This window comes from Lentzea kristufekii, from assembly GCF_033949925.1.
GTDB classification, from domain to species: domain Bacteria; phylum Actinomycetota; class Actinomycetes; order Mycobacteriales; family Pseudonocardiaceae; genus Lentzea; species Lentzea kristufekii.
In genome coordinates, this window is record NZ_JAXAVV010000003.1 from 119,829 (window position 1) to 141,213 (window position 21,385).

The 21,385-nt window shown below is 69.2% G+C and carries 24 protein-coding genes; 6 read left to right on the forward strand and 18 right to left on the reverse strand.

Going from position 1 to position 21,385, the window contains the following annotated elements; translation table 11 throughout:
* Positions 1–55 precede the first annotated feature (55 nt).
* A complete protein-coding gene (locus tag SK571_RS07410) occupies positions 56–724 on the forward strand; it encodes a DedA family protein (RefSeq protein WP_319983276.1) in 669 nt (222 codons plus the stop codon).
* A 4-nt stretch (positions 725–728) separates the two neighbouring features.
* Here the strand turns inward: SK571_RS07410 and SK571_RS07415 are convergent, their stop codons facing one another.
* Genes SK571_RS07415 through SK571_RS07430 form a run of 4 tightly spaced genes read right to left on the reverse strand, consistent with a single transcriptional unit; the run spans position 729 to position 4,803 of the window.
* Positions 729–1,145, reverse strand: coding sequence for a peptidase inhibitor family I36 protein (locus tag SK571_RS07415; RefSeq protein ID WP_319983277.1), 417 nt, complete (start codon positions 1,143–1,145; stop codon positions 729–731).
* A gap of 46 nt (positions 1,146–1,191) precedes the next feature.
* Positions 1,192–3,312, reverse strand: coding sequence for an ATP-binding protein (locus SK571_RS07420; protein WP_319983278.1), 2,121 nt, complete (start codon positions 3,310–3,312; stop codon positions 1,192–1,194).
* A 46-nt stretch (positions 3,313–3,358) separates the two neighbouring features.
* A complete protein-coding gene (locus SK571_RS07425; protein ID WP_045315649.1) occupies positions 3,359–3,994 on the reverse strand; it encodes a nucleoside/nucleotide kinase family protein in 636 nt (211 codons plus the stop codon).
* Positions 3,958–4,803 (reverse strand): PfkB family carbohydrate kinase, encoded by an 846-nt coding sequence (locus SK571_RS07430; RefSeq protein ID WP_319983279.1) that lies wholly within the window; start codon positions 4,801–4,803, stop codon positions 3,958–3,960. Before SK571_RS07430 ends, SK571_RS07425 begins: the two co-directional genes overlap by 37 nt.
* A 34-nt stretch (positions 4,804–4,837) precedes the next feature.
* On the opposite strand from SK571_RS07430, the gene SK571_RS07435 reads away from it, so the two are divergent.
* Positions 4,838–5,815 carry a LacI family DNA-binding transcriptional regulator gene (locus SK571_RS07435; protein ID WP_319983280.1) on the forward strand — a complete coding sequence of 326 codons (978 nt, stop codon included), beginning with the start codon at positions 4,838–4,840 and terminating at the stop codon, positions 5,813–5,815.
* Positions 5,809–6,540: a sugar phosphate isomerase/epimerase family protein gene (locus SK571_RS07440; protein ID WP_319983281.1), complete on the forward strand. Its 732-nt coding sequence runs from the start codon at positions 5,809–5,811 to the stop codon at positions 6,538–6,540. The genes SK571_RS07435 and SK571_RS07440 overlap by 7 nt, the downstream gene beginning before the upstream one ends.
* On the opposite strand, the gene SK571_RS07445 is transcribed toward SK571_RS07440, so the two are convergent.
* From SK571_RS07445 to pyrE, 4 genes are read right to left on the reverse strand one after another with little or no spacing between them, the layout of a single operon-like run.
* Positions 6,530–7,627: a glycoside hydrolase family 76 protein gene (locus SK571_RS07445; RefSeq protein ID WP_319983282.1), complete on the reverse strand. Its 1,098-nt coding sequence runs from the start codon at positions 7,625–7,627 to the stop codon at positions 6,530–6,532. The genes SK571_RS07440 and SK571_RS07445 overlap by 11 nt on opposite strands.
* Before the next feature lie 25 nt (positions 7,628–7,652).
* Positions 7,653–8,336 (reverse strand): TrmH family RNA methyltransferase, encoded by a 684-nt coding sequence (locus SK571_RS07450; RefSeq protein WP_319983283.1) that lies wholly within the window; start codon positions 8,334–8,336, stop codon positions 7,653–7,655.
* Positions 8,296–8,664, reverse strand: coding sequence for a DUF2784 domain-containing protein (locus SK571_RS07455; protein ID WP_319983284.1), 369 nt, complete (start codon positions 8,662–8,664; stop codon positions 8,296–8,298). Before SK571_RS07455 ends, SK571_RS07450 begins: the two co-directional genes overlap by 41 nt.
* A gap of 59 nt (positions 8,665–8,723) precedes the next feature.
* On the reverse strand, positions 8,724–9,278 hold the full coding sequence (gene pyrE, locus SK571_RS07460) for an orotate phosphoribosyltransferase (RefSeq protein ID WP_319983588.1): 555 nt from the start codon (positions 9,276–9,278) through the stop codon (positions 8,724–8,726).
* 65 nt (positions 9,279–9,343) lie between these two features.
* Between pyrE and SK571_RS07465 the strand changes: the two genes are divergently transcribed.
* Positions 9,344–9,895: an LURP-one-related/scramblase family protein gene (locus tag SK571_RS07465; RefSeq protein ID WP_319983285.1), complete on the forward strand. Its 552-nt coding sequence runs from the start codon at positions 9,344–9,346 to the stop codon at positions 9,893–9,895.
* 6 nt (positions 9,896–9,901) lie between these two features.
* Here the strand turns inward: SK571_RS07465 and SK571_RS07470 are convergent, their stop codons facing one another.
* From SK571_RS07470 to SK571_RS07500, 7 genes are all read right to left on the reverse strand, one after another.
* Complete coding sequence (locus SK571_RS07470) at positions 9,902–10,354, reverse strand: hypothetical protein (RefSeq protein ID WP_319983286.1); 453 nt, start codon at positions 10,352–10,354, stop codon at positions 9,902–9,904.
* A complete protein-coding gene (locus SK571_RS07475; RefSeq protein ID WP_319983287.1) occupies positions 10,351–11,268 on the reverse strand; it encodes a WXG100 family type VII secretion target in 918 nt (305 codons plus the stop codon). Before SK571_RS07475 ends, SK571_RS07470 begins: the two co-directional genes overlap by 4 nt.
* The gene (locus SK571_RS07480) at positions 11,265–11,579 is read right to left on the reverse strand and encodes a hypothetical protein (RefSeq protein WP_319983288.1); all 315 of its coding nucleotides are present in this window, start codon (positions 11,577–11,579) and stop codon (positions 11,265–11,267) included. The genes SK571_RS07475 and SK571_RS07480 overlap by 4 nt, the downstream gene beginning before the upstream one ends.
* Positions 11,580–11,616: 37 nt before the next feature.
* A complete protein-coding gene (locus SK571_RS07485) occupies positions 11,617–12,390 on the reverse strand; it encodes an SDR family NAD(P)-dependent oxidoreductase (protein WP_319983289.1) in 774 nt (257 codons plus the stop codon).
* Between the two features lie 49 nt (positions 12,391–12,439).
* Entirely contained in the window at positions 12,440–12,562 is a 123-nt protein-coding gene (locus SK571_RS07490) for an LPXTG cell wall anchor domain-containing protein (RefSeq protein ID WP_319983290.1), read from the reverse strand.
* Positions 12,563–12,874: 312 nt separating this feature from the next.
* Positions 12,875–13,609 (reverse strand): type III secretion system chaperone family protein, encoded by a 735-nt coding sequence (locus tag SK571_RS07495; protein ID WP_319983291.1) that lies wholly within the window; start codon positions 13,607–13,609, stop codon positions 12,875–12,877.
* An 86-nt stretch (positions 13,610–13,695) separates the two neighbouring features.
* The gene (locus tag SK571_RS07500) at positions 13,696–14,517 is read right to left on the reverse strand and encodes a helix-turn-helix transcriptional regulator (protein WP_319983292.1); all 822 of its coding nucleotides are present in this window, start codon (positions 14,515–14,517) and stop codon (positions 13,696–13,698) included.
* Between the two features lie 111 nt (positions 14,518–14,628).
* On the opposite strand from SK571_RS07500, the gene SK571_RS07505 reads away from it, so the two are divergent.
* Positions 14,629–15,660, forward strand: coding sequence for an aldo/keto reductase (locus SK571_RS07505; protein WP_319983293.1), 1,032 nt, complete (start codon positions 14,629–14,631; stop codon positions 15,658–15,660).
* 63 nt (positions 15,661–15,723) lie between these two features.
* On the opposite strand, the gene clpB is transcribed toward SK571_RS07505, so the two are convergent.
* The gene (clpB, locus tag SK571_RS07510; protein WP_319983294.1) at positions 15,724–18,306 is read right to left on the reverse strand and encodes an ATP-dependent chaperone ClpB; all 2,583 of its coding nucleotides are present in this window, start codon (positions 18,304–18,306) and stop codon (positions 15,724–15,726) included.
* 156 nt (positions 18,307–18,462) lie between these two features.
* On the opposite strand from clpB, the gene SK571_RS07515 reads away from it, so the two are divergent.
* Positions 18,463–18,846, forward strand: a complete 384-nt coding sequence (locus SK571_RS07515; RefSeq protein ID WP_319983295.1) for a VOC family protein — start codon at positions 18,463–18,465, stop codon at positions 18,844–18,846.
* Here the strand turns inward: SK571_RS07515 and SK571_RS07520 are convergent.
* Positions 18,744–20,444, reverse strand: coding sequence for an MDR family MFS transporter (locus SK571_RS07520; RefSeq protein ID WP_319983296.1), 1,701 nt, complete (start codon positions 20,442–20,444; stop codon positions 18,744–18,746). The genes SK571_RS07515 and SK571_RS07520 overlap by 103 nt on opposite strands.
* Before the next feature lie 163 nt (positions 20,445–20,607).
* Positions 20,608–21,255: a pyridoxamine 5'-phosphate oxidase family protein gene (locus tag SK571_RS07525; RefSeq protein ID WP_319983297.1), complete on the reverse strand. Its 648-nt coding sequence runs from the start codon at positions 21,253–21,255 to the stop codon at positions 20,608–20,610.
* Positions 21,256–21,385: the final 130 nt, after the last annotated feature.

Here is a 21,385-nt window from a genome sequence, read left to right on the forward strand (position 1 = left end):
CCGTCAGCCCGATGTCGCCGTGCCGCCGGCGCAGCACGACGTAGGCTGGTTCACCGTGGCGCATGCTTTCGCCTCGCTGGAGACCGCGGGTCCGGTGGCCGTCTGGGTCATCGTGCTGAGCTTCATCTTCGTCGAGTGCGCTTTCATCTTCGGGCTCTTCCTGCCCGGTGACTCGCTGCTGTTCGCGGCCGGCGTGGTGCTGGCGACGCACAACAGCGAGTTGTCGGCGTGGCTGCTGTCCCTCGCGGCTCTGATCATCGCCGTCGTCGGAAACCAGGTCGGGTACTTCATCGGCCGGGGCACCGGTACGCGCGTGCTCGCCCGCAAGGGCGGCAAGGTGCTGAACCGGCAGAACCTGAAACGCGCGGGCGAGTTCCTCGACCGCCGCGGGTTCTGGGCCGTCGTGCTCGCCCGCTGGATCCCGTGGATCCGCACGCTGGCACCGATGATCGCGGGCGCGGCCAGGATGGACCTCCGCAGGTTCACCCTCGCCACGACCATCGGTGCCATCGCCTGGGTGCCGACGTTGGTGCTGGCCGGCTACTACGGCGCGGGCATCCTGCAGCAGCTCCCGTGGCTCGAGACCGCGGCGATCGTCGTCAGCGTCGCGTTCTTCCTGGGCGGCACCGGCTGGGGCATCTGGCGCTACCGCCAGGAGATGGCGAAGCCGATCGACGAATCCAGTGACGACCTGGAGCACATCAGCCACCCGCAGGCACGCTGATCCGTCAGAGGAACAGGTGCGACGCGTTCTGGTTCTCAGTGTTGACGAGGTCTCGGCAGGCCTTCGCGGGGATCGTGTCGTACGGACCTTCGTGGTAGCTGTTGAAATACACGCGCACGGCTCGTGACCTGTTGTTGCACGCCGACATCGCGTTGTTCTTGACGCACTCCCGATAGCCGGGCCGGCCCGGCGTCCGGTACTCGTAGCACGTCGGCTGCGTTTCGCCGTAGGTGTCGATCGACGTCGTGAAGTCCGACAGCGACCCGAACTTGCCGGGGCCCCAGTACAGGCAGAACTCGTTGTTGTTGCACGCGCCGTCGCGTCCCGCGGCCGAGGCGGCGGGCGTGGCGACGGCGACGGCCACGGCTGCGAGTGCGCCGGCGACGACCGTCCTGGCGAGTTTCCTCGAGAAGTTGTTCATGTCGTTGATGGTTGCGAGAACGCAAGGACCTCAACAGCGACAACCTCTACGACGAACCTCCACATTTCGCGAGGTGCTGCCGCAGGCTCGCCTGCCGTCTCAGGTCGCCGTGCCGCTCGGCGATGCCGAGGCCGAGGCGCAACGTCTCGGCCGCCGTCGCCCGGTCCCGGCGCAGCAGGTGCACCAGCCCCAGCTCCTCCAGGCTCGCCGCCTCGCCCGCCGCGTCCGCACCCTCGCGGAACAGGTGCAGGCTCCGCGCCAGCGCCGTCGCGGCTTCCTCGGCCCGGCCTGACCGGCGGTGCAGCGCGCCGATCCGGTGCAGCACGCCCGCGCACCCGCGCTCGTCGCCTTCGAGAGAGCTGAGCCGCAGGCTGGCCTGGTAGCAACGGAGCTCGCGCGCGTGGTCTCCACTCTTGCCGTAGGCACTTCCCAGGTGTTCCAGGACCGCGGCCTCGACGCACTTCAGTCCCAGCTCACGGGCCAGAGCGAGGCTCTCCTCACCGGTCTCGACGGTCTCCACCACCTCGGTGAGGTTGGTGAGGCAGACCGCCACGCCGTTGGTGTCGCCCAGTTCCCGGAACCCCGCCAGGGCACGGCGCAGGTGGCCGGCGTCGCGCAGCGCGACACCCAGGTCCATCTCGACGATCACGTGCGCCGGCGGGTCGCTCGCCGCGGGCAACGCCAGCCCGCACATCTCGGCCCAGTCCGCGCGATGGCCGCGGCTCAGGTAGTACGGGAACAGGCCGGTCGCGAGCCGCACCAGCGCCCAGGCCGGCACACCGGGCGTCCGGCAGAGGCCGATCAGGTGCGGGCGGTGCTCGTCGAGCCACGCGAAGGCCGCCGCGGCCGTGGTGAAGTCCGGTGCGCCCTCCGCCCACGCCGGATCGGCCCAGGTCCCGCGGAAGCTGTGCGGCACGGCCAGCGCCACCGACCGCCACGCCACCGCGACGAACAGGCCGGCGACCCTGCCGAGCGCCGCGGGGTCCGCGGGCTGTTCGCGCGCGTAGGTCCGGACGAGATCGTGCATCCGGTAGCGGCCGGGCGTCGTGGCCCGCAGCAGGTGCAGGTCGGCCAGCCGTTCCAGCACCAGCTCTGCGGCGAGCCCGTCCACGTCGAGCAGCCGGGCGGCGACCGGCAACGACACGTCCTCGAAGACGCCGAACAGCGTGAACGCGCGCTGGTCCGCCGGGTCCAGCTGGTCGACGGACACGGCGAAGCCCGCCCGGATCCCCGCGTCGTCGCGGTCCAGTTCGTCGAGCCTGCGCACGGCCAGGCGGCGCGCGAGGTGGGCGAGCGGCCAGGCCGGGCGGGACGCGAGCCGGGCACCGGCGAGGTGGACGGCGAGCGGCAGCCGGCCGCACTGCTCCACCACCCGCGCCGCGGCCTCGGGGTCGGCGCCGGTCCGTTCCGGGCCCGCGTAGGCCGCGAGCAGCTCGAGCGCCTCGCGTTCGGGCAGCACGTCCAGCCTCAGGTGACGGGCCTGCGGCAGGGTGTCCATGGCCCGGCGGCTGGTCACGACCGCCGCACAGCCCGCGGTGCCGGGCAGCAACGGCTGGATCTGGCCGACCGTCGCCGCGTCGTCGAACACGAGCAGCACCCGCTTTCCGGCCAGTGCGGACCGGAACCGCGCGGCGGTCTCGGCCAGCGTTCCGCCGTGGTCGGGCCGGCCGAGCGCGCGCAACAGCTGGCCCAGCGCGTCCTGCGGCGGCAGGCTTCCGCGCAGGTCCAGGTAGAGCTGGCCGTCGGGGAAGAGCTCACCGACGCGATGGGCGACGTGCAACACGAGCGATGTCTTGCCGACGCCCGCCATGCCTGCGACGACCACCACGCCCGACCGTTCGACCAGGCCGGTCAGCTCGGCGACCTCGGCCTCCCGCCCGGAGAACCGCACCGGCGCGGCGGGCAGCTGCCGGACCGGTGCGCACGGCATGTGGCGAGGTCTGGGCGTGCGGGCGGCGGCCGCGGCGAACTCGGCCCGCTGGTCCGCGCACAGGCCGAGCGCGTCGGCGAGCCGGAGCACCGTGGCGCGATGGGGATGCCGGCGGTCGCCCCGTTCCAATGAGCCGACGGCCTGACCGCTCAGGCCCGCCTTCTCGGCCAGCGCCTCCTGGGTGAGTCCGACGGCGATCCGGTGATGGCGCAACAGGATTCCCAGCGCAGAGTCCATGTTCATCCCCCCGCGGGAAGCACGCGCACGCCGCCGATCCGGTTGCCTACAGGACCTCGGTGATCAGCAGGTCCGCCGATCCCTTCGACGAGTTCACCATCAACGCGTTGACGTGGTCCGTGCCGTGCAGCACTCGTTCCTCCGCCTCCGACAAGGTGCGCCCGTACCGCAGGTGCCGGTCGATCAGGCGCTGCACGCGCACGTCCTCGTCGATGAACAGGAACCAAGCCTCGTCCAGGATGATCCGGACGCGTTTCCACTTGTCGTAGTTGAGCAGCAGGTAGTTGCCCTCGGTGACGACGAGCGGGACGTCCGGGTGCACGGGCACGGCGCAGGCGATCGGTTCCTCGATCTCGCGGCGGAACTCCGGCGCGTAGATCATGTCCGGGCCGCACGCCTTGATCCGGCCGAGCAGGTCCACGTAACCGGGGATGTCGAACGTGTCGGGCGCGCCCTTGCGCTCGACCAGCCGCAGCCGTTCGAGCTCGCTCTGCGCGAGGTGGAAGCCGTCCATCTCGACGAGCACGGCCTGGCCGTCGAGTGCCTCGACGAGCCGCCGCGCGAGTGTCGACTTGCCCGAACCGGGTGCGCCGCCGATGCCGAGAATCTTGCGCTCACCCTGATCGGTGAGAACCCGAGCCCGTTCTAGCAGCTCGTCGAACCTGACCTGCTGTCCTGCCACCGTGCCAGCTCCTCAACCCAGTCCCCGACCGCACCGACGCGAACGGCGGCCGCCTCCGACGCGAAGCCGATGGCACCCACCGGGTCCGCGCCTGACGCCAGCGCGTAGGCGTACGCGCCGTGCCAGACGTCGCCGGCACCGTTCGTGTCCTTCACCGCCACCGCGGGGACGGGCAGCTCTCCTGCCGAGCCGTTCCGCGACCAGGTGACCGGCTCCGCACCGTGCGTGCGAATGACCAGCGGCACCCCGCAGGAGTGCACCTCGGCCTCGGACCGCTCGAACCCGTGAGAGCAGGCGGCCACGTCCACCAGCGGCAACAGGTGATCGAGGACAGGTTTCCAGCTCCCGGCGTCGAGCACCACAGGCAATCCCAGCGCTTTCGCCTGCCGGGCGACGGGGATCGCCAGGCCTTCGTGGTGTCCGTCCAAGAGCACCACGTCCGCGGCAGCCAGAAGATCAGACAAATCCGGCGCTGTCACCGGCACCGAGGCGTTCCGGGAAACGACCGTGCGCTCCCCATCAGCGTCTCTGACGACGACCATGCTCACGGGCGTCGTGCCCGGTACCGCCGTCACTTGGACCGGGTCCAAGGAGGCCCTGACGAATTCACCCAATGCGTCGGCACCCAGTGCGGTGAGCAACGCGGACCTACCGCCCAGTGCCGCGACCGCGCGGGCCGCGTTGGCAGCCGGACCGCCGGGCGACAGCACCGCGCCCAGCGAGCGGATCTTCTGCCCGGGATCTGGGAACTCGTCCACCCGTTGGGTCACGTCGAGAGTTGTGAGCCCGACACACAGCACGGCTGCCATCTGGCCTTCCTCCAAACGGGTAGGGTCCCAGGTCATGGTCACCATGCGGGATGTCGCGGCTCTCGCGGGGGTCTCCATCACCACGGTGTCACACGTGATCAACGAGACGAGGCCGGTCGCCGGGGACACGCGCGAGCGCGTCCAGAAGGCGATCGACGAGACCGGGTACACGGGCGACGCCATCGCGCGATCGCTGGTCATGGGCGGCACGAAGTCGCTGGGCCTGGCCGTGTCGCTGGTCTCCCACCCGTACTTCGCCGAGCTGATCGCCGCCATCGAGTCCGAGGCGACTCGCAACGGCTATTCGCTCGTGCTGATCGACACGAGGGACACCCCCGAATCCGAGCAGACCGCGGTCAGAACACTGCGCTCGCGAAGAGTCGACGGGCTGCTGCTCACACCGTCCGCCGGCACCGGGGGAAGCCTCGTGCTGCCGGAGCTCAAAAGACTGAACATTCCCACGGTGCTGGTCGACCGGCTGACCGTGGCCAAGGACATCGACCAGGTCGGGCCGGAGAACGTGCAGGCCACGTCGGGTCTGGTGAAACACCTCGCGGAACTGGGGCACCGCCGGATCGGCATCGTCTGCGGCCAGGCGGGCGTGGCGACGACCGAGGAACGCATCCTCGGCTACCGCCTCGGCCTCGGCCGCGCGGGCCTGAAGTGGGACGAGGCACTGGTGTCGCAGAGCGGCTGGCTCGCACCGCTGCTCGACCAGGACGACCCGGCAACGGCCGTCGTCGCCGCGGACCACCTCGTCACGGTCGGCATGCTGCACGAGGCACGGGCCCGCGGCCTGAAGCTCGGCACGGACCTGGCCGTCGTCGCCTACGACGAGGTCGAGTGGGCCACCCTGATCGAACCGCCGCTCACGACACTGGCGCAGCCGGTCGAGGAGATCGGCCGGACCGCGGTGAAGCTGCTGCTCTCCCGCATCGCCGACCCGCAGAGGCCGCCGGAGACGATCCGGCTCGCGCCCTCGCTCCGGCACAGGCAGTCCTGCGGATGCTGATCCCGGGACTGGTCTCGGTGACGTTCCGGCAGCTGACGATCGAAGAGATCGGCGCGCTGGCGACGGAGTGCGGGCTGCAGGCCGTCGAGTGGGGCGGCGACGTGCACGTGCCGCCCGGCGACTTCGCGGCGGCACGACGGGCACTGGACACCGGTCTGAAGGTGGCCGCGTACGGGTCGTACTACCGCGCGGGCGTCTCGGACCGGACCGACCTGGCGCCGATCCTGGAGACCGCGGCCGAACTGGACGCGCCGTTCGTGCGGGTCTGGGCGGGCACGTCCGGCTCGGAGGAATGCCCTGACCGCACACCGGTGATCGAGGCACTGCAACACGCCGTCGAACACGCCGAGGCGATGGGCACGAAGATCGCGCTGGAGTACCACCGGAACACGCTGACGGACACGCTGGACTCGACGGTGCAGCTGCTGGACGAAGTCGACGGCGTGGTGTCGTACTGGCAGCCGCGCGGAGGCCAGGACGTGTTCTCCGCCGTGCACGAGGTGCGAACGCTGGAACCCGTGACAGCCCACGTCTTCTCGTGGGGAACCGGTGGCTTCAACGAACGGTTCCCGCTCGCCGAGCGCCGTGATCTCTGGAAGCCGGTGCTGACCGAGCTCGCGCGCGACGGCGTCGAGCGCAACGCGCTGCTGGAGTTCGTGCTGGACGACTCGCCGGAGCAGTTCCGCGAGGACGCGAAGACGTTGCTCGGCTGGCTCAAGCCGTAGCGACGTCCAGACCGTTCCGTTCGAGCAGGGCGGCCGCTTCCAGGCACATCCAGCCACCGAGCTGGACGGACAGGTCGCGGCCCTCCTCCTCGTCGGCCGGGGCAGTCCACTCCGGACCGAACAGCGGCCCGCTCACCGCCATCACGCGGTTGTTCCACGCCGCTTCCGCCGACTGCACCACGAGTTCCCTGGCCAGGTCCGCGGTCTCGTGCCGTTCGGGGTCGAGGTCGGGAATGATCAGCGCGGCCTGGGCCAGGTAGCGGACGAGGATGCCCGCGAACAGGCCGCCGTCGCCACCGCCCTGGCCCCGGATCACGCCGTTGGTGGCGAGGTCGTCGTGCACCGCGGTGATCGTGCGAGCGGCCTTGTCGAGCCACTTGTCCGGCTGGCCGTGCTGGGCGAGCTCGACGCACGCGCCGATGAGAACTCCTTGGCAGTACGTGTAGATGTTCTTCTCGTACTCGCGGATCTCGCCGTTCGGGTGGACGTGCAGACCGTCCCACGCGAGGCCGTTCCCGGGATCGACGAGGTGCTCCTCGACCCAGTCCACGATGGACCGTGCGCGGGCGAGGTCGGTGCGTTCGTTCTGGCGGGCCAGGAAGATCGCGGCCGGGCCGTTCGCGGGGACGTTCTTGAAGTCGTCGTTGCGCTTCCACCAGATGCCGCCACCGGCGTGGTCGGTCCAGCCGTCGCGCAGCCGCACGGCGATCGCGTCAAGCGCTTTGGGCTTCGCGATGCCGACCTCGTGCTGGGCACGTTGCAGGGCCAGGCCGAGCCACGCGATGTCGTCGTAGAAGTCGTTGGTCCAGCCCAGGACGTTGCGCACCCTGATGCCCCGCACGACCTTCGCGATGGCCGTCTTGCGCAGCTCGTTGGGCGAGCGCAGGTAGCCGTCGATCATGCAGTCCAGCAGGTGCGCCTGCCACCAGTAGTTGAAGCTGGTGTGGATCTTGTCCTTGAAGAGCGGGGGCCACGCCCGCGCTCCGAGAAGCGTGCCCGGCACACCCCAGACCCGCCGAAGGTGCCTGGAGTACACCGCGCGCTCCGCGACACCCGCGCGTGCCGCCAGCAGTTTCGCGATCACCACCTGGTCATGGTGAGCGCTTGACCGGTCAAGAAGCTCGGTGAATCGCCCAGTGGTACAGGCCCATGGCCACAGAAGTTGTGAGGTTGTAACTGCTGATCGTCTCGCGCATGGGCAGGCTGACGATCCGGGAGGCCTTCGCGCGGACCTCGGCCGAGAGCCCGTGGCGCTCCGAGCCGAACGCCAGCACGGCGTCGTCCGGGATCGGGCCTTTCAGCAGCTCACCGCCCGCGTCGAACGCGATGAGCTCACCGGCGAAGTCGAGGCTCGTGGCCCTGGCGACCGGCAGCGCGAAGTGCAGCCCGGCCGATCCGCGCAGCACGTTGGGGTGCCACGGATCGACGTCACCGGTGGAGATCACGCCACCCGCGTCGAGGCCGGCGGCCACCCGGATGGCGGCACCGAAGTTGCCGAGGTTGCGCGGGTTGTCGAGCAGTACGAGCGGGGTCCCGCGGTCGAACGGCAGGTTCGGCCGGTCCGCGAGCCCGGCCACGCCCGTCGGATGGATGCGGCCGATCAGGAACCTGCGCTTGAACTGCTCCTCGTCGACCTCGGTGGCCGCCGCGAACCGCTCGCGCAGATCCGGTGCGTGCGTCTCGGCGAGGCTGATCGTGGCGGCGAGGTCCGTCGTGATCAAGGACTGCACGTCGGCGCCGAAGCGCAACGCGTGCTTAACAGCGTGAAAGCCTTCGAGCAGCACGGTGACCAGCATAGAAGCCGATCCACGAGATGATCACGATCGACCCCAGCACCAGCTGGACCAGCGTCGACGCGCTCTCCGGGTACCAGACGCCGTCGATGTAGTGGTCGATGAAACCCGTGCCCAGCGGCGGCATGCCCGCCTGGGCGCGGAAGTACTCCTCCGCGGTCGTCAACGGGCACGTCACCGGCACCAGCAGACTGAGGATCGCCCACGCACCGATCGCCAGGTGCGGGTAGATCACGCCGCGCCACCGCCATGCGAGGAACCCGCCCACGAGCAGGAACGCCAGCACCGCGAAGTGCAGCGTCATGACCGCTTCCGCGAACCATCTGGCCATTCGCACCACCCCGTCCTCCAGCCTAGGACGGGGTGGCTCGAAGCGCTCTCGATAAAACCTCAGGCGAGCCCGAGGTCGTTCAGGTCGAGCAGGTACCGGTACTGCAGACCCTCGGCCTCGATGGCCTCCTTGGCGCCCGTGCCGCGGTCGACGACCGTGGCGACGCCGATGACGTCGGCCCCGTGCTCGCGCAGCGCGTTGACGGCCGTGAGCACCGAACCGCCCGTGGTGGAGGTGTCCTCGACCGCGAGCACACGCTGGCCGCGCACGTCGATGCCCTCGATCTGGCGCTGCATGCCGTGGGCCTTGTTCGCCTTGCGCACGACGAACGCGTCCAGCACGTCACCGTCCGCGCCGGCGGAGTGCATCATGGCGTAGGCGACGGGATCCGCGCCGAGGGTCAGACCGCCGACCGCGACGAAGTCCCAGTCCGACGTGAGCTGCCGCAGCAGCCTGCCGATCAACGGGGCCGCCGCGTGGTGCAGCGTCGCCCTCCGCAGGTCGACGTAGTAGTCGGCTTCCTTGCCGCTGGAGAGAGTCACCTTGCCGTGCACCACGGCCAATTCGCTCACGAGACGAGCGAGTTCTGACTTAGCGTTCGCGTCCAAGACCACTTCAGTTCGCACGGGTCGCAAGCTTCGCACACCCGCGCGCTCGACGCCTCGTACGCTGCATCACCGTGAGCACCCTCTACGTCGAACAGCCGTGGACCGCGATGAGCCTGTTGTTCCGGCCGCACTACCGGGTGGAGGTGTTCGACGAGCAGGACGCGCCGGTCGCGGTGGTCCGCGAGCGCACCGGACCGGGCCTGCAACGACCGCTGCGGCACACCGGGTTCTCCGGCTGGACGACGTTCGACCTCGACGTCGTCGCGCCGCACGGCCAGCCGATCATGCACATCAGCAAGGGGTTCGGCCGGCGGCCGGAGGTGCGCGTCAGCACCCCTCAGGGCCAGTTGATCGGGACGATCAAGACGCACGGCGCGTGGCAGCAGTCGCTGCACGACGCGAACGGTCAGAAACTCTGCCTCTTCGGCGACATCGCGCGGATCGAGACCGGCAGGCGCGCCAAGCGGGGCGGCAGGCGCGTCCGCCGGGACGTCGTCCAGATCAACCCGCAGGTGACCGAACCGCTGCGGTCGCTGGCGACCGCCTGCGCGGTCGCCTTCGACGTCGTCCGCGGTACCGGGACCAGCCACACGAGCAGTGGCGGGGTGGACTGGCCCGTCTAGGCCCTGCTACCAGGCGTCCTTGCGGAAGTGGCTCGGGCCGTCGTCCTCGTCGTCGTCATCACGGCGCGGGCGGGGCGGCTGCTGGGCGGCCGGGTTGCCCGAGGTGATGATGTCGTCGATGTCCTGGCCCTCCTCGATCGCGCGGTAGGCGCGCTGGAGGTCGGGAACGCCGACCGCGAGCGCCTTCTGCACGCCCTCGTCGTTCATCGCGCGGCCGGACGCGACGTCGGCCCACGACATCTCGCCGGCGTCCACGCGCCGCTGGAGGTCCTTGAGCTCCTTCGGCGCGCCCGGCGACTTCGCGAACCGTTCGATCTCGCGGAGGTCCTGCTCGGAGAGCCCGCGCGACCTGCGCTGCACCTGCGACGCGGCGGTCGCGACCTTGCCCAGGTCGTCGACCCGGGAGTCGACCTCGGAGAACAGCGCCTGCAGCCGTGCCTGGTCGTAGGGGAACGTCACTGCTGACCCCCACCGGTGGGTGCCGGGGCGGGGGCAGGAGCGCCACCGGCGGCTCCGCCGCCGCTGCCCGAGCTCGGGGTGCTGTACCGGCCGGAGGCCGCGGAACCGGCCTTGCCGAGGCTGTAGGCGCCGAGGCCGACACCGATCGCACCGGACTTCGCGGCGGCCACGCCGTTGTCGTACTTCTGCTTGCCGTCCTGCACGCCGTCGACGACGTCCAGCGCGTCGTTCACGTCCCGGACGTCCTTGAGCTTCATCAGCGCCGTCCCCATGGCCACGATGCCGTCGACCATGCCCTGCACGCCCTCGATCAGCGTCATGATCGACTGGATGATCTTGCGGATCGCGTCGACGATCTGGATCGCGTCGTAGACCATCCACACCGCGCGGCCCCAGCCGACGACCGGGATCACCGCGGTCATCGCCGCTTCGAGCAGCATGGTGCAGAGCTTGTCGAGCAGGAACAGGGCGACCTTCGTGGCCGACCGGCACGCGGACGCCATGGACTGGAACTTGTTGCCGATGATCCGGGCGACCTGGGAGTCCGCCTCGATCGCGATGACCCACATGGTGTCCATGCGGCGCTCGAACGCCTGCGCGGCGCCACCGTTCCAGTGCGGGTTGAGCTGACCGACGCCGTCACCGACGTTGTGCCGGACGGCGTCCAGGGCCTTGGCGACCTGGTCCCACGCGTTGGCGTTGGCGTCGATCTTCTCGAAGTCGCCGACCAGCGGGCTGATCAGCGACTCGATCAGGTTCTCGCCGGTGACCTTCTCGTAGATCCAGTTGACGCCCTGCAGCTTCCACCCTGCGGCCTCGATGAGCTCCTTGGTGGTCTGCCGGCCAGGACGGTTCTCCGCGGCCGCGTTCAGCGCGACCGACGGGTCCTGGACGTCCGCGTACGCGGTGGTCATCGGCCACCTCCGGCCTGCTGCATCAGCTGCACGCCCTGCAGGTCGACCTTCTCGTAGGAGTCGGCCGTCTTCCGCAGCGCGTCGGCGTCCTTGAGCATCGTCTTGTTCGCGAAGTCCAGCGTCTCGCCGTAGAGGCGCGCGACGCCGGTCACGACGGGATGCAGCAAGGTCAGCAGGCCGGTGAATCCGCTGGTGTCGCCGCCCTTGGAGATGGCGTGGTCCTTGATGGTCAGGAAGTGCTGGGCGTTGCGGTCCAGCAGCTCGCTGTACCCGCGCAGCTCGTCCGGCTCGACCTTGAACTGTTCGCTCACGACGGCTCCGACGCACCATTAGGCCGAACGGTTCCGATCAGGTGCGGCCGCGGCCACCGGCGAACCGCGACGCCATCTTGCGCACGAGCGGGCGCGGCAGCAGCCTCGTGATGGTCACGATGGCCTTGTACTGCAGCCCGGGGATCGACAGCGGCTTGCCCCGGCGCAGGTCGCGCAGCGCCTCGTGGACGAGCTTGTCGGCGTCGACGTAGAGCCAGTTCGGCGTCTTCGACATGTCGATCTTCGCGCGCTTGTGGAACTCGGTCCGCACGAAACCGGGGGCGAGCGCCATGATCCGCACGCCGGTGCCCTCCGCCGCGAGCGACATGCCCTCGGAGAACGTTGTCACCCACGCCTTGTCGGCGCTGTAGCTCGTACCGCGGCCGGGCAGGAAGCTGGCGACACTGGACACGTTGATCACGTCGCCCTTGCCGCGCGCGATCATCGCGGGGATGGCGGCCCTGGACAGTCGCAGCACCGTGGTGACGTTGACGTCGAGCTGGGCCTGCAGCTTGTCGATGTCCGCGGCGAAGAACTCGCCGGTGTTCGCGAAGCCCGCGTTGTTGACCAGCAGGTCGACGGCCGACTCGGCCAGCCGCTGCTCGACCTTGAGGCGGTCGTCGTGGTCGCTGAGGTCGGCCGGCAGGACGTCCACGTTGACGCCGTGGCGGTCGTGCAGCTGCTTCGCGAGTTCTTCGAGTGCGGACGCGGTGCGCGCGACCAGCACGAGGTCGTATCCCTCGGCCGCGAGCCTGCGGGCGAAGGCGGCCCCGATCCCGACGGTCGATCCGGTCACCAGTGCGGTTGGCATGCCACCGAACGGTAGTCGGAAAGTCGCCGGGGCCGAAGGCCGCCGATGATCACGCTTCGTGCTTCGCCGGACGACGGAGCACGAACAGGCGCAGGGCGAGGCCGGAAACGACCAGCGCCACACCGCCGAACAGCAGCCAACCAACAGACGCACCCGTGTTGGCCAGCGTCACGACGGACGCCGTACCTGCCACGGCTGCGGGCGGGACAATCTTTCCTCCGTACATCGTGCTTCCCTCCGGGGGTTCGGGGACACGACGGACTTGCTGCACGGAGTATCTGAATCGCGTGCCAATGTTTTACACGGAGCGAAGTGTGATGTAGCTCACATGACTTTGGATGCGGTCTGGAATAGCCCTGGTCGAGGCGGCACGACAGGCGGTACATAAAACTGTTGATCACCGAAAGTCACATGATTCAGGCGTGCACGGGCGATGAAAAAGCCGCTGCCGAGTGTTCGGCAGCGGCTTAGGTGAAGGTTTTCGTCAGGGCTGCTTGCGGCCGAACGACGGGCGGTAGACCTCGCCGCCCTCGTCCTCTTCGGCCACCGGCTCCTCGCGCTCGGACGGGTCCGGGTCGAACGGGTCGATGACGTCCGCGAGCTCACCGACGTCGCGCAGCAGCCGTTCGAGGCGTGCGGGCGACGAGTTCGGCGGCGCGGCGGCCAGCACCCAGTCGTTCTCCATCCAGACGACCGTGACGTCGCCCCCGATCTCCTCGGCGGCGTCGATCAGGTCCGGAGTGATGATCTTGCGAGCCGCCGGCACGTCCGTGACGAACGCGTACCGCGACCCCACCGGCCCGAGCAGGTCGGGCATCGGCATCTTGTCGTTGTCGCGCTGGAACGGGACCGTCGACAGCCACAGCTCGATCACCACCGACAGCGCCCTGCGGCAGCGCACGCCGACCAGCACCGAGTTGACCTTGCCGCCTGTCTCGTGATCGAGCACGTAGACCTGCCTGCGGCCGTCCGCGGTGAAGGTGGAGCCCGCCACGACGTCACGGGCGAGACCCGTGCCGTAGTACGCGATGGCCCCGGCTTCCCACCGGGTCGGCAGCACGTGGTCTGTCTCCTCGAACTGCCAGCCCCTCAGAGCAGCCCAACGGCGCCGTTCACGATTACGCGCGGTTCGTTGCGCCCGGTCGGTCGCGAGCAGGGCGAACCCCGCCACGCCCGCCACCGCGGCGACGGTGAACCAGACCCACGCCGGTATGCCCACAGCCAGAGCCTAGTGGGTCGGAGGCGAGGAACGAAGATCACTTCCGCGCGTCGTGACCTGCGCGTGCCTTTCCACCGGTCGAGGAGCTATCGCAACCCGTCCATCGCCACCTGGCTCGCGACGTCCGCCGCGCGGTAGATCACCAGCAGTTGGTCCGGATTCTGGAGGGGTGTGAGCGTCTCGAACCGCAGGGCGATCTCACCGGCCCGCGGATGCCGCACGACCTTTTCCCCGCGGCCGTTGAGCCTGACGTCCTGCGAGTCCCACAGCCGGGCGAACTGCTCGTCGCCGGTGGCGCACTCGGCGATGAGGCCGGCCAGCACCCCGTCCTCCGGATGCGCGGCCCACGCGGCGCGCAGGTGGGCGACGCCGTCCCGCACGACGCGGTCGCGGTCGACGTAGAGCTCACGGATCTCCGGGTGCAGCAGGCACAACCAGATCGCGTTTCGCCGGGGCGGCGGCAGCGTGTCGAAGTCCAGGAGCACCTTCGTCATCTCGCTGTTCCACGCGAGGAGGTCGAAGCGGTGGTTCATCACCATGGCCGGCCTCGGCGACAGGTCGGCGACCAACTGGACCAGTGACGGCGCCGCCTCGGTGGCGGCTTGGTCCTCGGCACGGGGCCGCCGCCGGGCGAGTCCGAAGAGGTAGGCGCGTTCGTCGCGGGTCAGGCGCAGCGCACCGGCCAGTGCCTCCACCACGTCCGCCGAGGGCCGCAGCCCGCGAGCCTGCTCCAACCGCACGACGTAGTCGACGCTGACCCCGGCCAGTTCGGCGACCTCTTCGCGGCGCAGCCCCGGAGTCCGCCGCCTGCGCGACGGCAGGCCGAAGTCCTGCGGATCCAGCCGTTCCCTCCTGCTCCTCAGGAACGCGGCCAACTCCTGCGTCACGTCCACGGCGCTGGTGAGCATGGCCCGTTCAACAGTCCGGGTAGGACTCGTGTTCCCAGGAAATCTCCTCCCTTACTCCCTGCTCCCGGTGAGCACAGGCTGGTGCCACACCACGATCACGGGAGAAACACCATGTCGCTCGACACCTACCGGCTGCTGGGCCGCTCCGGGCTGCGGATCTCACCGCTGGCCCTGGGCACGGCGACCTTCGGCAACGAGTGGGGCTGGGGTTCCGCACAGGACGACGCCCGCAAGTTGTTCGAGATCTACGTCGAGCGCGGCGGCAACTTCATCGACACCGCGGCCTCCTACGGCGGCTCCGAAGACTTGCTGGGCGAGCTCATCCACGACCGGCGCGAGAGCCTGGTGCTGGCGACGAAGTACTCGACCCTGCGCACGCCGGGCGACCCGAACTCCGGGGGTTCCCACCGCAAGAACCTGTTCGCGTCCGTGGAGAACAGCCTGCGCCGGTTGGGCACGGACCACGCGGACCTGCTGTACGTGCACGTCTGGGACGTGCTGACACCGTTCGAGGAAGTCCTGCGCGGCCTGGACGACCTGGTCCGGCAGGGCAAGGTCCTGCACGTGGGGATGTCCAACACCCCGGCCTGGGAGATCTCCCGCATGCAGGCGGTCGCCGACCTGCGCGGCTGGTCACCGCTGGTCGCACTGCAGATCGAGTACAGCCTCATCAACCGGGGCGGAGAGCGTGACCTGATCCCGATGGCGCGGACCCTGGGGCTGGGCGTGTCCCCCTACTCACCGCTGGGCGGCGGCGTGCTGTCCGGCAAGTACTCCGCCCCCGAACCCGAGCCCGGCAGCAACCGCAGGAGCTTCAACGAGGGCCTGGGCATGGTCACCTCCCGCACGCTCGGCATCGCGGACGTCGTGCGGGAGGTGGCCTCCGAAGTGGATCGCACGCCGGCCCAGGTCGCGCTGGCGTGGAACCTGCGCAGGCCCGGTGTGACGGCACCCGTCGTCGGCGCCCGCACACCGGAACAGCTGCTGGGCAACCTCGCCGCCCTGGAGGTCGAGCTGACCGACGAGCAGACAGCGAGGCTCGACGACGTGAGTGCGATCGACCTGGGCTACCCGCACGACCTGCTCACGGGTGACCACATCCGCGCGGTGATGTCGGGTGGGTTGACGATCGAAAGCCGCTGACGGGTGCGGAAACACGCAGAAGGGGGACCCGCTCGGATCCCCCTCCCGCAGCTGCGGACGAGCTCAGACCTCGCGGCCCACGATCAACCCCGAGTTGTCGTCCAGCACGTCGACCCGCACCTTGTCGCCGTCCCGCACCTCGCCGGCCAGCAGCTCCTTCGCGAGCTGGTCACCGATCGCCGACTGCACCAGCCGCCGCAGCGGCCGGGCCCCGTAGATCGCGTCGAAGCCGTTCAGGGCCAGCCAGTCGCGCGCCGACGGCGTGACCTCCAGCGTCAGGCGGCGAGCCGCGAGCCGGTCCGCCAGGCGGGCGATCTGGATGTCCACAATGGAAGTCAGTTCCTCGGTGGCGAGCGCGTGGAACACCACGACGTCGTCCAGCCGGTTCAGGAACTCCGGCTTGAAGTGCCGCTGCACCACGGCCATCACGGCGTCCTTGCGTTCCAGCTCGGTCAGCGACGGGTTCACGATGGTCTGCGAGCCCAGGTTCGAGGTGAGCACCAGGATCGTGTTGCGGAAGTCGACCGTGCGGCCCTGACCGTCGGTCAGGCGGCCGTCGTCCAGGACCTGCAGCAGCACGTCGAACACGTCCGGGTGCGCCTTCTCGACCTCGTCGAGCAGCACGACCGAGTACGGGCGGCGGCGGACCGACTCGGTCAGCTGACCGCCCTGGTCGTAGCCGACGTACCCGGGAGGCGCGCCGACCAGGCGGGCCACCGAGTGCTTCTCGGAGTACTCGCTCATGTCGATGCGGATCATCGCCCGCTCGTCGTCGAACAGGAACGCCGCCAGCGCCTTCGCCAGCTCGGTCTTGCCGACGCCGGTGGGACCGAGGAACAGGAACGAGCCGGTCGGGCGGTCCGGGTCGGCGACTCCGGCGCGCGTCCTGCGCACCGCGTCCGACACGACCCGCACGGCCTCGGCCTGGCCGACGACCCGGCGGGCGAGCTCGTCCTCCATCCGCAGCAGCTTGGCGGTCTCGCCCTCCAGCAGGCGGCCGGCCGGGATGCCGGTCCACGCCGACACCACGTCCGCGACGTCGTCGGGGCCGACCTCCTCCTTCAGCATCGCGGCGTCCTGTGTGGATTCCGCGGCGACGGACAGTTCCTTCTCCAGCTGGGGGATCCGGCCGTAGCGGAGCTCGGCGGCACGACCGAGGTCGCCGTCGCGCTCGGCCCGTTCGGACTCGCCGCGCAACGACTCCAGCTGCTCCTTCAGGCCGCGCACGCGGTCGATGGAGCTCTTCTCGTTCTGCCACCTGGCCGTCAGCGCCGACAGCTCCTCGCGCTTCTCCGCGAGCTCGGCGCGCAGGGCGTGCAGCCGTTCGATCGACGCCGGGTCGGACTCCTTGGCCAGCGCCATCTCCTCGATCTCGAGGCGCCGCACGGCACGTTCGACGGTGTCGATCTCGACGGGCCGCGAGTCGATCTCCATGCGCAGCCGGGACGCGGCCTCGTCGACGAGGTCGATGGCCTTGTCCGGCAGGAAGCGCGCGGTGATGTAGCGGTCGGACAGCGTCGAGGCGGCGACGAGGGCGGCGTCCGTGATGCGCACGCCGTGGTGCACCTCGTAGCGCTCCTTGAGCCCGCGCAGGATGCCGACCGTGTCCTCGACCGAGGGTTCGCCGACCAGCACCTGCTGGAAGCGGCGTTCCAGAGCGGCGTCCTTCTCGATGTGCTCGCGGTACTCGTCCAGGGTCGTGGCACCGACCATGCGCAGCTCACCGCGGGCGAGCATCGGTTTGATCATGTTGCCGGCGTCCATCGCCGACTCACCGGTCGCGCCGGCACCGACGATCGTGTGCAGCTCGTCGATGAACGTGATGACCTGCCCGGCCGAGTCGGTGATCTCCTTCAGCACGGCCTTGAGCCGCTCCTCGAACTCACCGCGGTACTTGGCGCCCGCGACCATCGAGCCGAGGTCCAGGGCGACGACCTTCTTGCCGCGCAACGACTCCGGCACGTCGCCGGCCACGACGCGCTGCGCCAGGCCCTCGACGATCGCCGTCTTGCCGACACCGGGCTCGCCGATCAGCACCGGGTTGTTCTTGGTGCGCCGCGACAGCACCTGCACGACCCGGCGGATCTCGGCGTCACGGCCGATCACGGGGTCGAGCTCGCCCTTGCGCGCACGTTCGGTCAGGTCGACGCCGTACTTCTCCAGCGCCTTGTAGGTGCCCTCGGGATCGGCCGACGTCACCCGCGCCGACCCGCGCACCTTCGCGAAGGCGTCGGTCAGCGCGTCGGGCGTCGCACCGTGCCGCCGCAGCAGGTCGGCCACCTGGCCACCGTGCTGCGCCAGCCCGACGAGCAGGTGCTCGGTGGACACGTACTCGTCACCCATCTCGGTGGCGAGCTCCTGAGCCTTGCCGATCACCCGCACGGCGTCGCGCGAGAACTGCGGGGCGGACACGGTCGAGCCGGAAGCGCTGGGCAACGAGCGGGAGAGCTGCTCCAGCTCCTTGCGCACCTGCGCCGGGTCGGCACCCACCGCCGACAGCAACGGCGCGGTCAACCCGTCCGTCTGCGCCAGCAGTGCACTGAGCAGGTGCACGGAACCCACGTCCGGGTTCCCGTTCAGCGTCGCGGCCTGCACCGCCGCGGACACGGCCTGCTGCGTCTTGGTCGTCGGGTTGAAAGCGTCCATTCCTCCACCTCGTGGTCAGCCTCAAGCATGGACCATCATCCCGCACAACGTCAGAAAAGTTGAGTGTGTTCCGCTCAACCTTGAACTCGGCTCAGATCACACGTCCGACCCGAAATTCAGGCCGCCGTTCGCACGGGTTGGGCGAAGATCACCGCCATGACCTCAATCATCCACAACATCACGGTCGACGCGCGGGACTCCTACGGCATCGCGTCGTGGTGGGGCCAGGTCCTGGACCTGCCGCTCGACCCGGAGGACAACCCCGGCGACCCGGAGTGCCTGATCCACCTGCCGAGCGGCATCCGCTACCTGTTCATCAACGTCCCCGAGGACAAGGAGCTCAAGAACCGCCTGCACCTCGACCTGCAGCCGACCGACGGCACCCGCGACGAGGAGGTGGAACGCCTCGTCGGCATCGGCGCGACGATCTTCGACGATCAGCGCAGGCCGGACGGCACCGGCTGGGTCACGATGCGCGACCCGGAGGGCAACGAGTTCTGCGTTGAACGCAGCGCAGCCGAACGCGCCGCAACCTCCTGATCGCTGTCACTCGAAAGCACCAACAGCTTGTCCACAGCGGATGCCGAGTTGTCCACAACCCGCTGGTCAGTATCCACAGGTGAACCGATTTCAGTGGCGACCGTCTGTGCACCAGAACCCGTTGGAGTGACAATTTCGTCCTCCACCGAGTCCCGCAGCGGCTGCTCCTTGATCAGCAGGACCGCGATGACCGTGAACACCGCGAGCCCAGCGGCGATGAGGAACAACTCACCCATCGCGTCGCCGTAGGAGTCCCGCACCACGGGGGAGAGGGAGCCGGGGTCGAGCGTCTTGGTGCTCACGGAGGCGGCCAGCACCGCCCCGAGCACCGAGACGCCGGCCGTCCCGCCCAGCGACCGCAGGAACGTGGCCGTGGAACTGGCCGCCCCGAGATCGGCCATCCCGACCCCGTTCTGCACGGCGAGCACGAGGTTCTGCATGGTCAGCCCCACCCCGACACCAACGAGCGCCAGGTAGGCACCCATCAGCACCAGGTTGGTCCGGTGGTCGATCGTCCCGAGCAAAGCCAGCCCGACGACCAGCGAGAACGACCCCCACACCAGGTAGCTCTTCCACTTCCCGCTCCTGGCGATCAACTGCCCGCTGACCGTGGACGAGATGCTCAGCCCGAGCACCAACGGCACCGTCAACAGCCCGGCCTTGGTGGGCGAGAACCCACGCGCGATCTGGAAGTACTGCCCCATGAACACCGAGGCCCCGAACATCGCCGTACCGACCGCGACACCACCGAGCATCGCGAGCACCACGGTCCGGTTCTTGAACAGGTGCAACGGGATGACAGGCGCACTGGCCCGCCGCTCCACGAAGTAGGCCCCGACGATCGCCAGCAGCGCCCCACCGACGAACAGCGCGCTCTCCCCGCTGATCCAGGCGAAGTCCTTACCCGCGAACGACACCCACATCAGCACCAGGCTGACCCCACCGGTGATCAGCGTGGCACCGAGGTAGTCGATCTTCACGCGCTGCTTCTTGACCGGCAGGTGCAGCGTCTTGTGCAACACGGCCAACGCCACCAGCGCCAACGGCACGCAGACGAAGAAACACCACCGCCACCCGGGCCAGTCGACGAGGAACCCACCGACCAACGGCCCCCCAACGGTCGCGGCGGAGATCACCATCCCGGTGTACCCGCTGTACCGCCCACGCTCCCGCGGACTGAGCAGCGCACCGACGACAACCTGCCCCAGCGCCTGCACCCCACCCATGCCGAGCCCCTGCACGACCCGGAACGAGATGAGCTGCTCCATGTTCTGACTGAACCCGGACAGCACCGAGCCGACGACGAACAACACGATCGCCGCCTGCAACAACTTCTTCTTGTCGAAAAGATCAGCGAGCTTGCCCCACAACGGCGTACTGGCCGTGGACGCGAGCAGCATCGCCGTGATGACCCACGTGTACTGGGTCTGCGTGCCCTTGAGCTCGGCGAGGATCGTCGGGAGAGCGTTCGAAACGATGGTGGAGCTGAGGATCGCGACCAGCAACGCCACCCAGATGCCGGACAGTGCTTCGAGGATCTCCCGATGCGACGAGGGCCGAGTCAAACCGGCACACCTCCAGTGATTAGTTGATGTCATACAACTATATCTGGAGATAGTTAGCTAGGCCAACTAATTCGGTGGCTGATGGGTCACACCCGAGCGTCGCGCCGGGCACTCGAGCCGCGGTCTCGCCGACCTCATGAAACAGCCCCCGCCACCCCGTGCGAAGGCACGGAGGACGGGGGCCGCGAGCAGCAGCTCAGTCTTTCGCGTCGCTCATCCTGTCCGCCTTGACCCCGAAAAAGTCGCCGCCCTTGCTCTTGACGTCATCGGTGCCCCAGTTCCGGACGCGGTCGACCGGCACCATCCGCGGGATGTGCTTGCGGCAGTGGATGTAGGCCTCCTGCACGTCGACCACCACCCACCGCTCGACCTTCTTCCCCCCAGGACCACTCTCCGCCTCCCCCTCAACGGCGAACTCCTCGAGCGGAGCGATCCGAGCCCGCCCGTTCACGTGCAGCCCGATCAGATCGTCGGCGAAGTCGACCATCAGCATCCCGACGTGCGGGTTCTCCATGATGTTCCCGAGGGAGGCCATCACCCCGTTCCCCCGGTACTCGGGGTAGACGAGGGTCCGCGAGTCGATCACCCGCAGAAACCCGGCCGGCCCCGCGCGCAGCGAGGAGTCGCACTCCCCGTCCGCATCAGCGGTCGAGATGAACGCCATCTCCATCCGGCCCACGAACTCGGCCATCGCGGGGTTGAGGTGATCGAGAACCTGGTCCGAGTAGAAGCGCGTGGCGCGGTCGGACGTCTCCAGGGCACATTGGAGGAAGTGCTCGCCGCGTGAGCCGGGGAGCTCGACACGGTCGGGTGAGGTGGTTTCAGTCAGCTCAGGCAGGGACACGCGCCCAACCCAAGCACGCAAGCACGCAACCCGGTACAGACGGACCCTCACATTCACACTGTTGCGGTAACAACTACTCACCTAGAGTGACCATGCTTCGCTCGAAGGTGGCATCAAGGAGTCAAACGGC

Bases quoted from the DNA above. Each gene is read 5' to 3' on its own strand.
- SK571_RS07450 (WP_319983283.1), bottom strand. From the start codon at position 8,336: ATGCTGGTCACCGTGCTGCTCGAAGGCTTTCACGCTGTTAAGCACGCG.
- SK571_RS07435 (WP_319983280.1), top strand. From the start codon at position 4,838: ATGGTCACCATGCGGGATGTCGCGGCTCTCGCGGGGGTCTCCATCACC.
- SK571_RS07455 (WP_319983284.1), bottom strand. From the start codon at position 8,664: ATGGCCAGATGGTTCGCGGAAGCGGTCATGACGCTGCACTTCGCGGTG.
- clpB (WP_319983294.1), bottom strand. From the start codon at position 18,306: ATGGACGCTTTCAACCCGACGACCAAGACGCAGCAGGCCGTGTCCGCG.
- SK571_RS07500 (WP_319983292.1), bottom strand. From the start codon at position 14,517: ATGCTCACCAGCGCCGTGGACGTGACGCAGGAGTTGGCCGCGTTCCTG.
- SK571_RS07430 (WP_319983279.1), bottom strand. From the start codon at position 4,803: ATGGCAGCCGTGCTGTGTGTCGGGCTCACAACTCTCGACGTGACCCAA.
- SK571_RS07415 (WP_319983277.1), bottom strand. From the start codon at position 1,145: ATGAACAACTTCTCGAGGAAACTCGCCAGGACGGTCGTCGCCGGCGCA.
- SK571_RS07520 (WP_319983296.1), bottom strand. From the start codon at position 20,444: ATGACATCAACTAATCACTGGAGGTGTGCCGGTTTGACTCGGCCCTCG.
- SK571_RS07515 (WP_319983295.1), top strand. From the start codon at position 18,463: ATGACCTCAATCATCCACAACATCACGGTCGACGCGCGGGACTCCTAC.
- SK571_RS07420 (WP_319983278.1), bottom strand. From the start codon at position 3,312: ATGGACTCTGCGCTGGGAATCCTGTTGCGCCATCACCGGATCGCCGTC.
- SK571_RS07440 (WP_319983281.1), top strand. From the start codon at position 5,809: ATGCTGATCCCGGGACTGGTCTCGGTGACGTTCCGGCAGCTGACGATC.
- SK571_RS07475 (WP_319983287.1), bottom strand. From the start codon at position 11,268: ATGACCACCGCGTACGCGGACGTCCAGGACCCGTCGGTCGCGCTGAAC.
- SK571_RS07485 (WP_319983289.1), bottom strand. From the start codon at position 12,390: ATGCCAACCGCACTGGTGACCGGATCGACCGTCGGGATCGGGGCCGCC.
- SK571_RS07505 (WP_319983293.1), top strand. From the start codon at position 14,629: ATGTCGCTCGACACCTACCGGCTGCTGGGCCGCTCCGGGCTGCGGATC.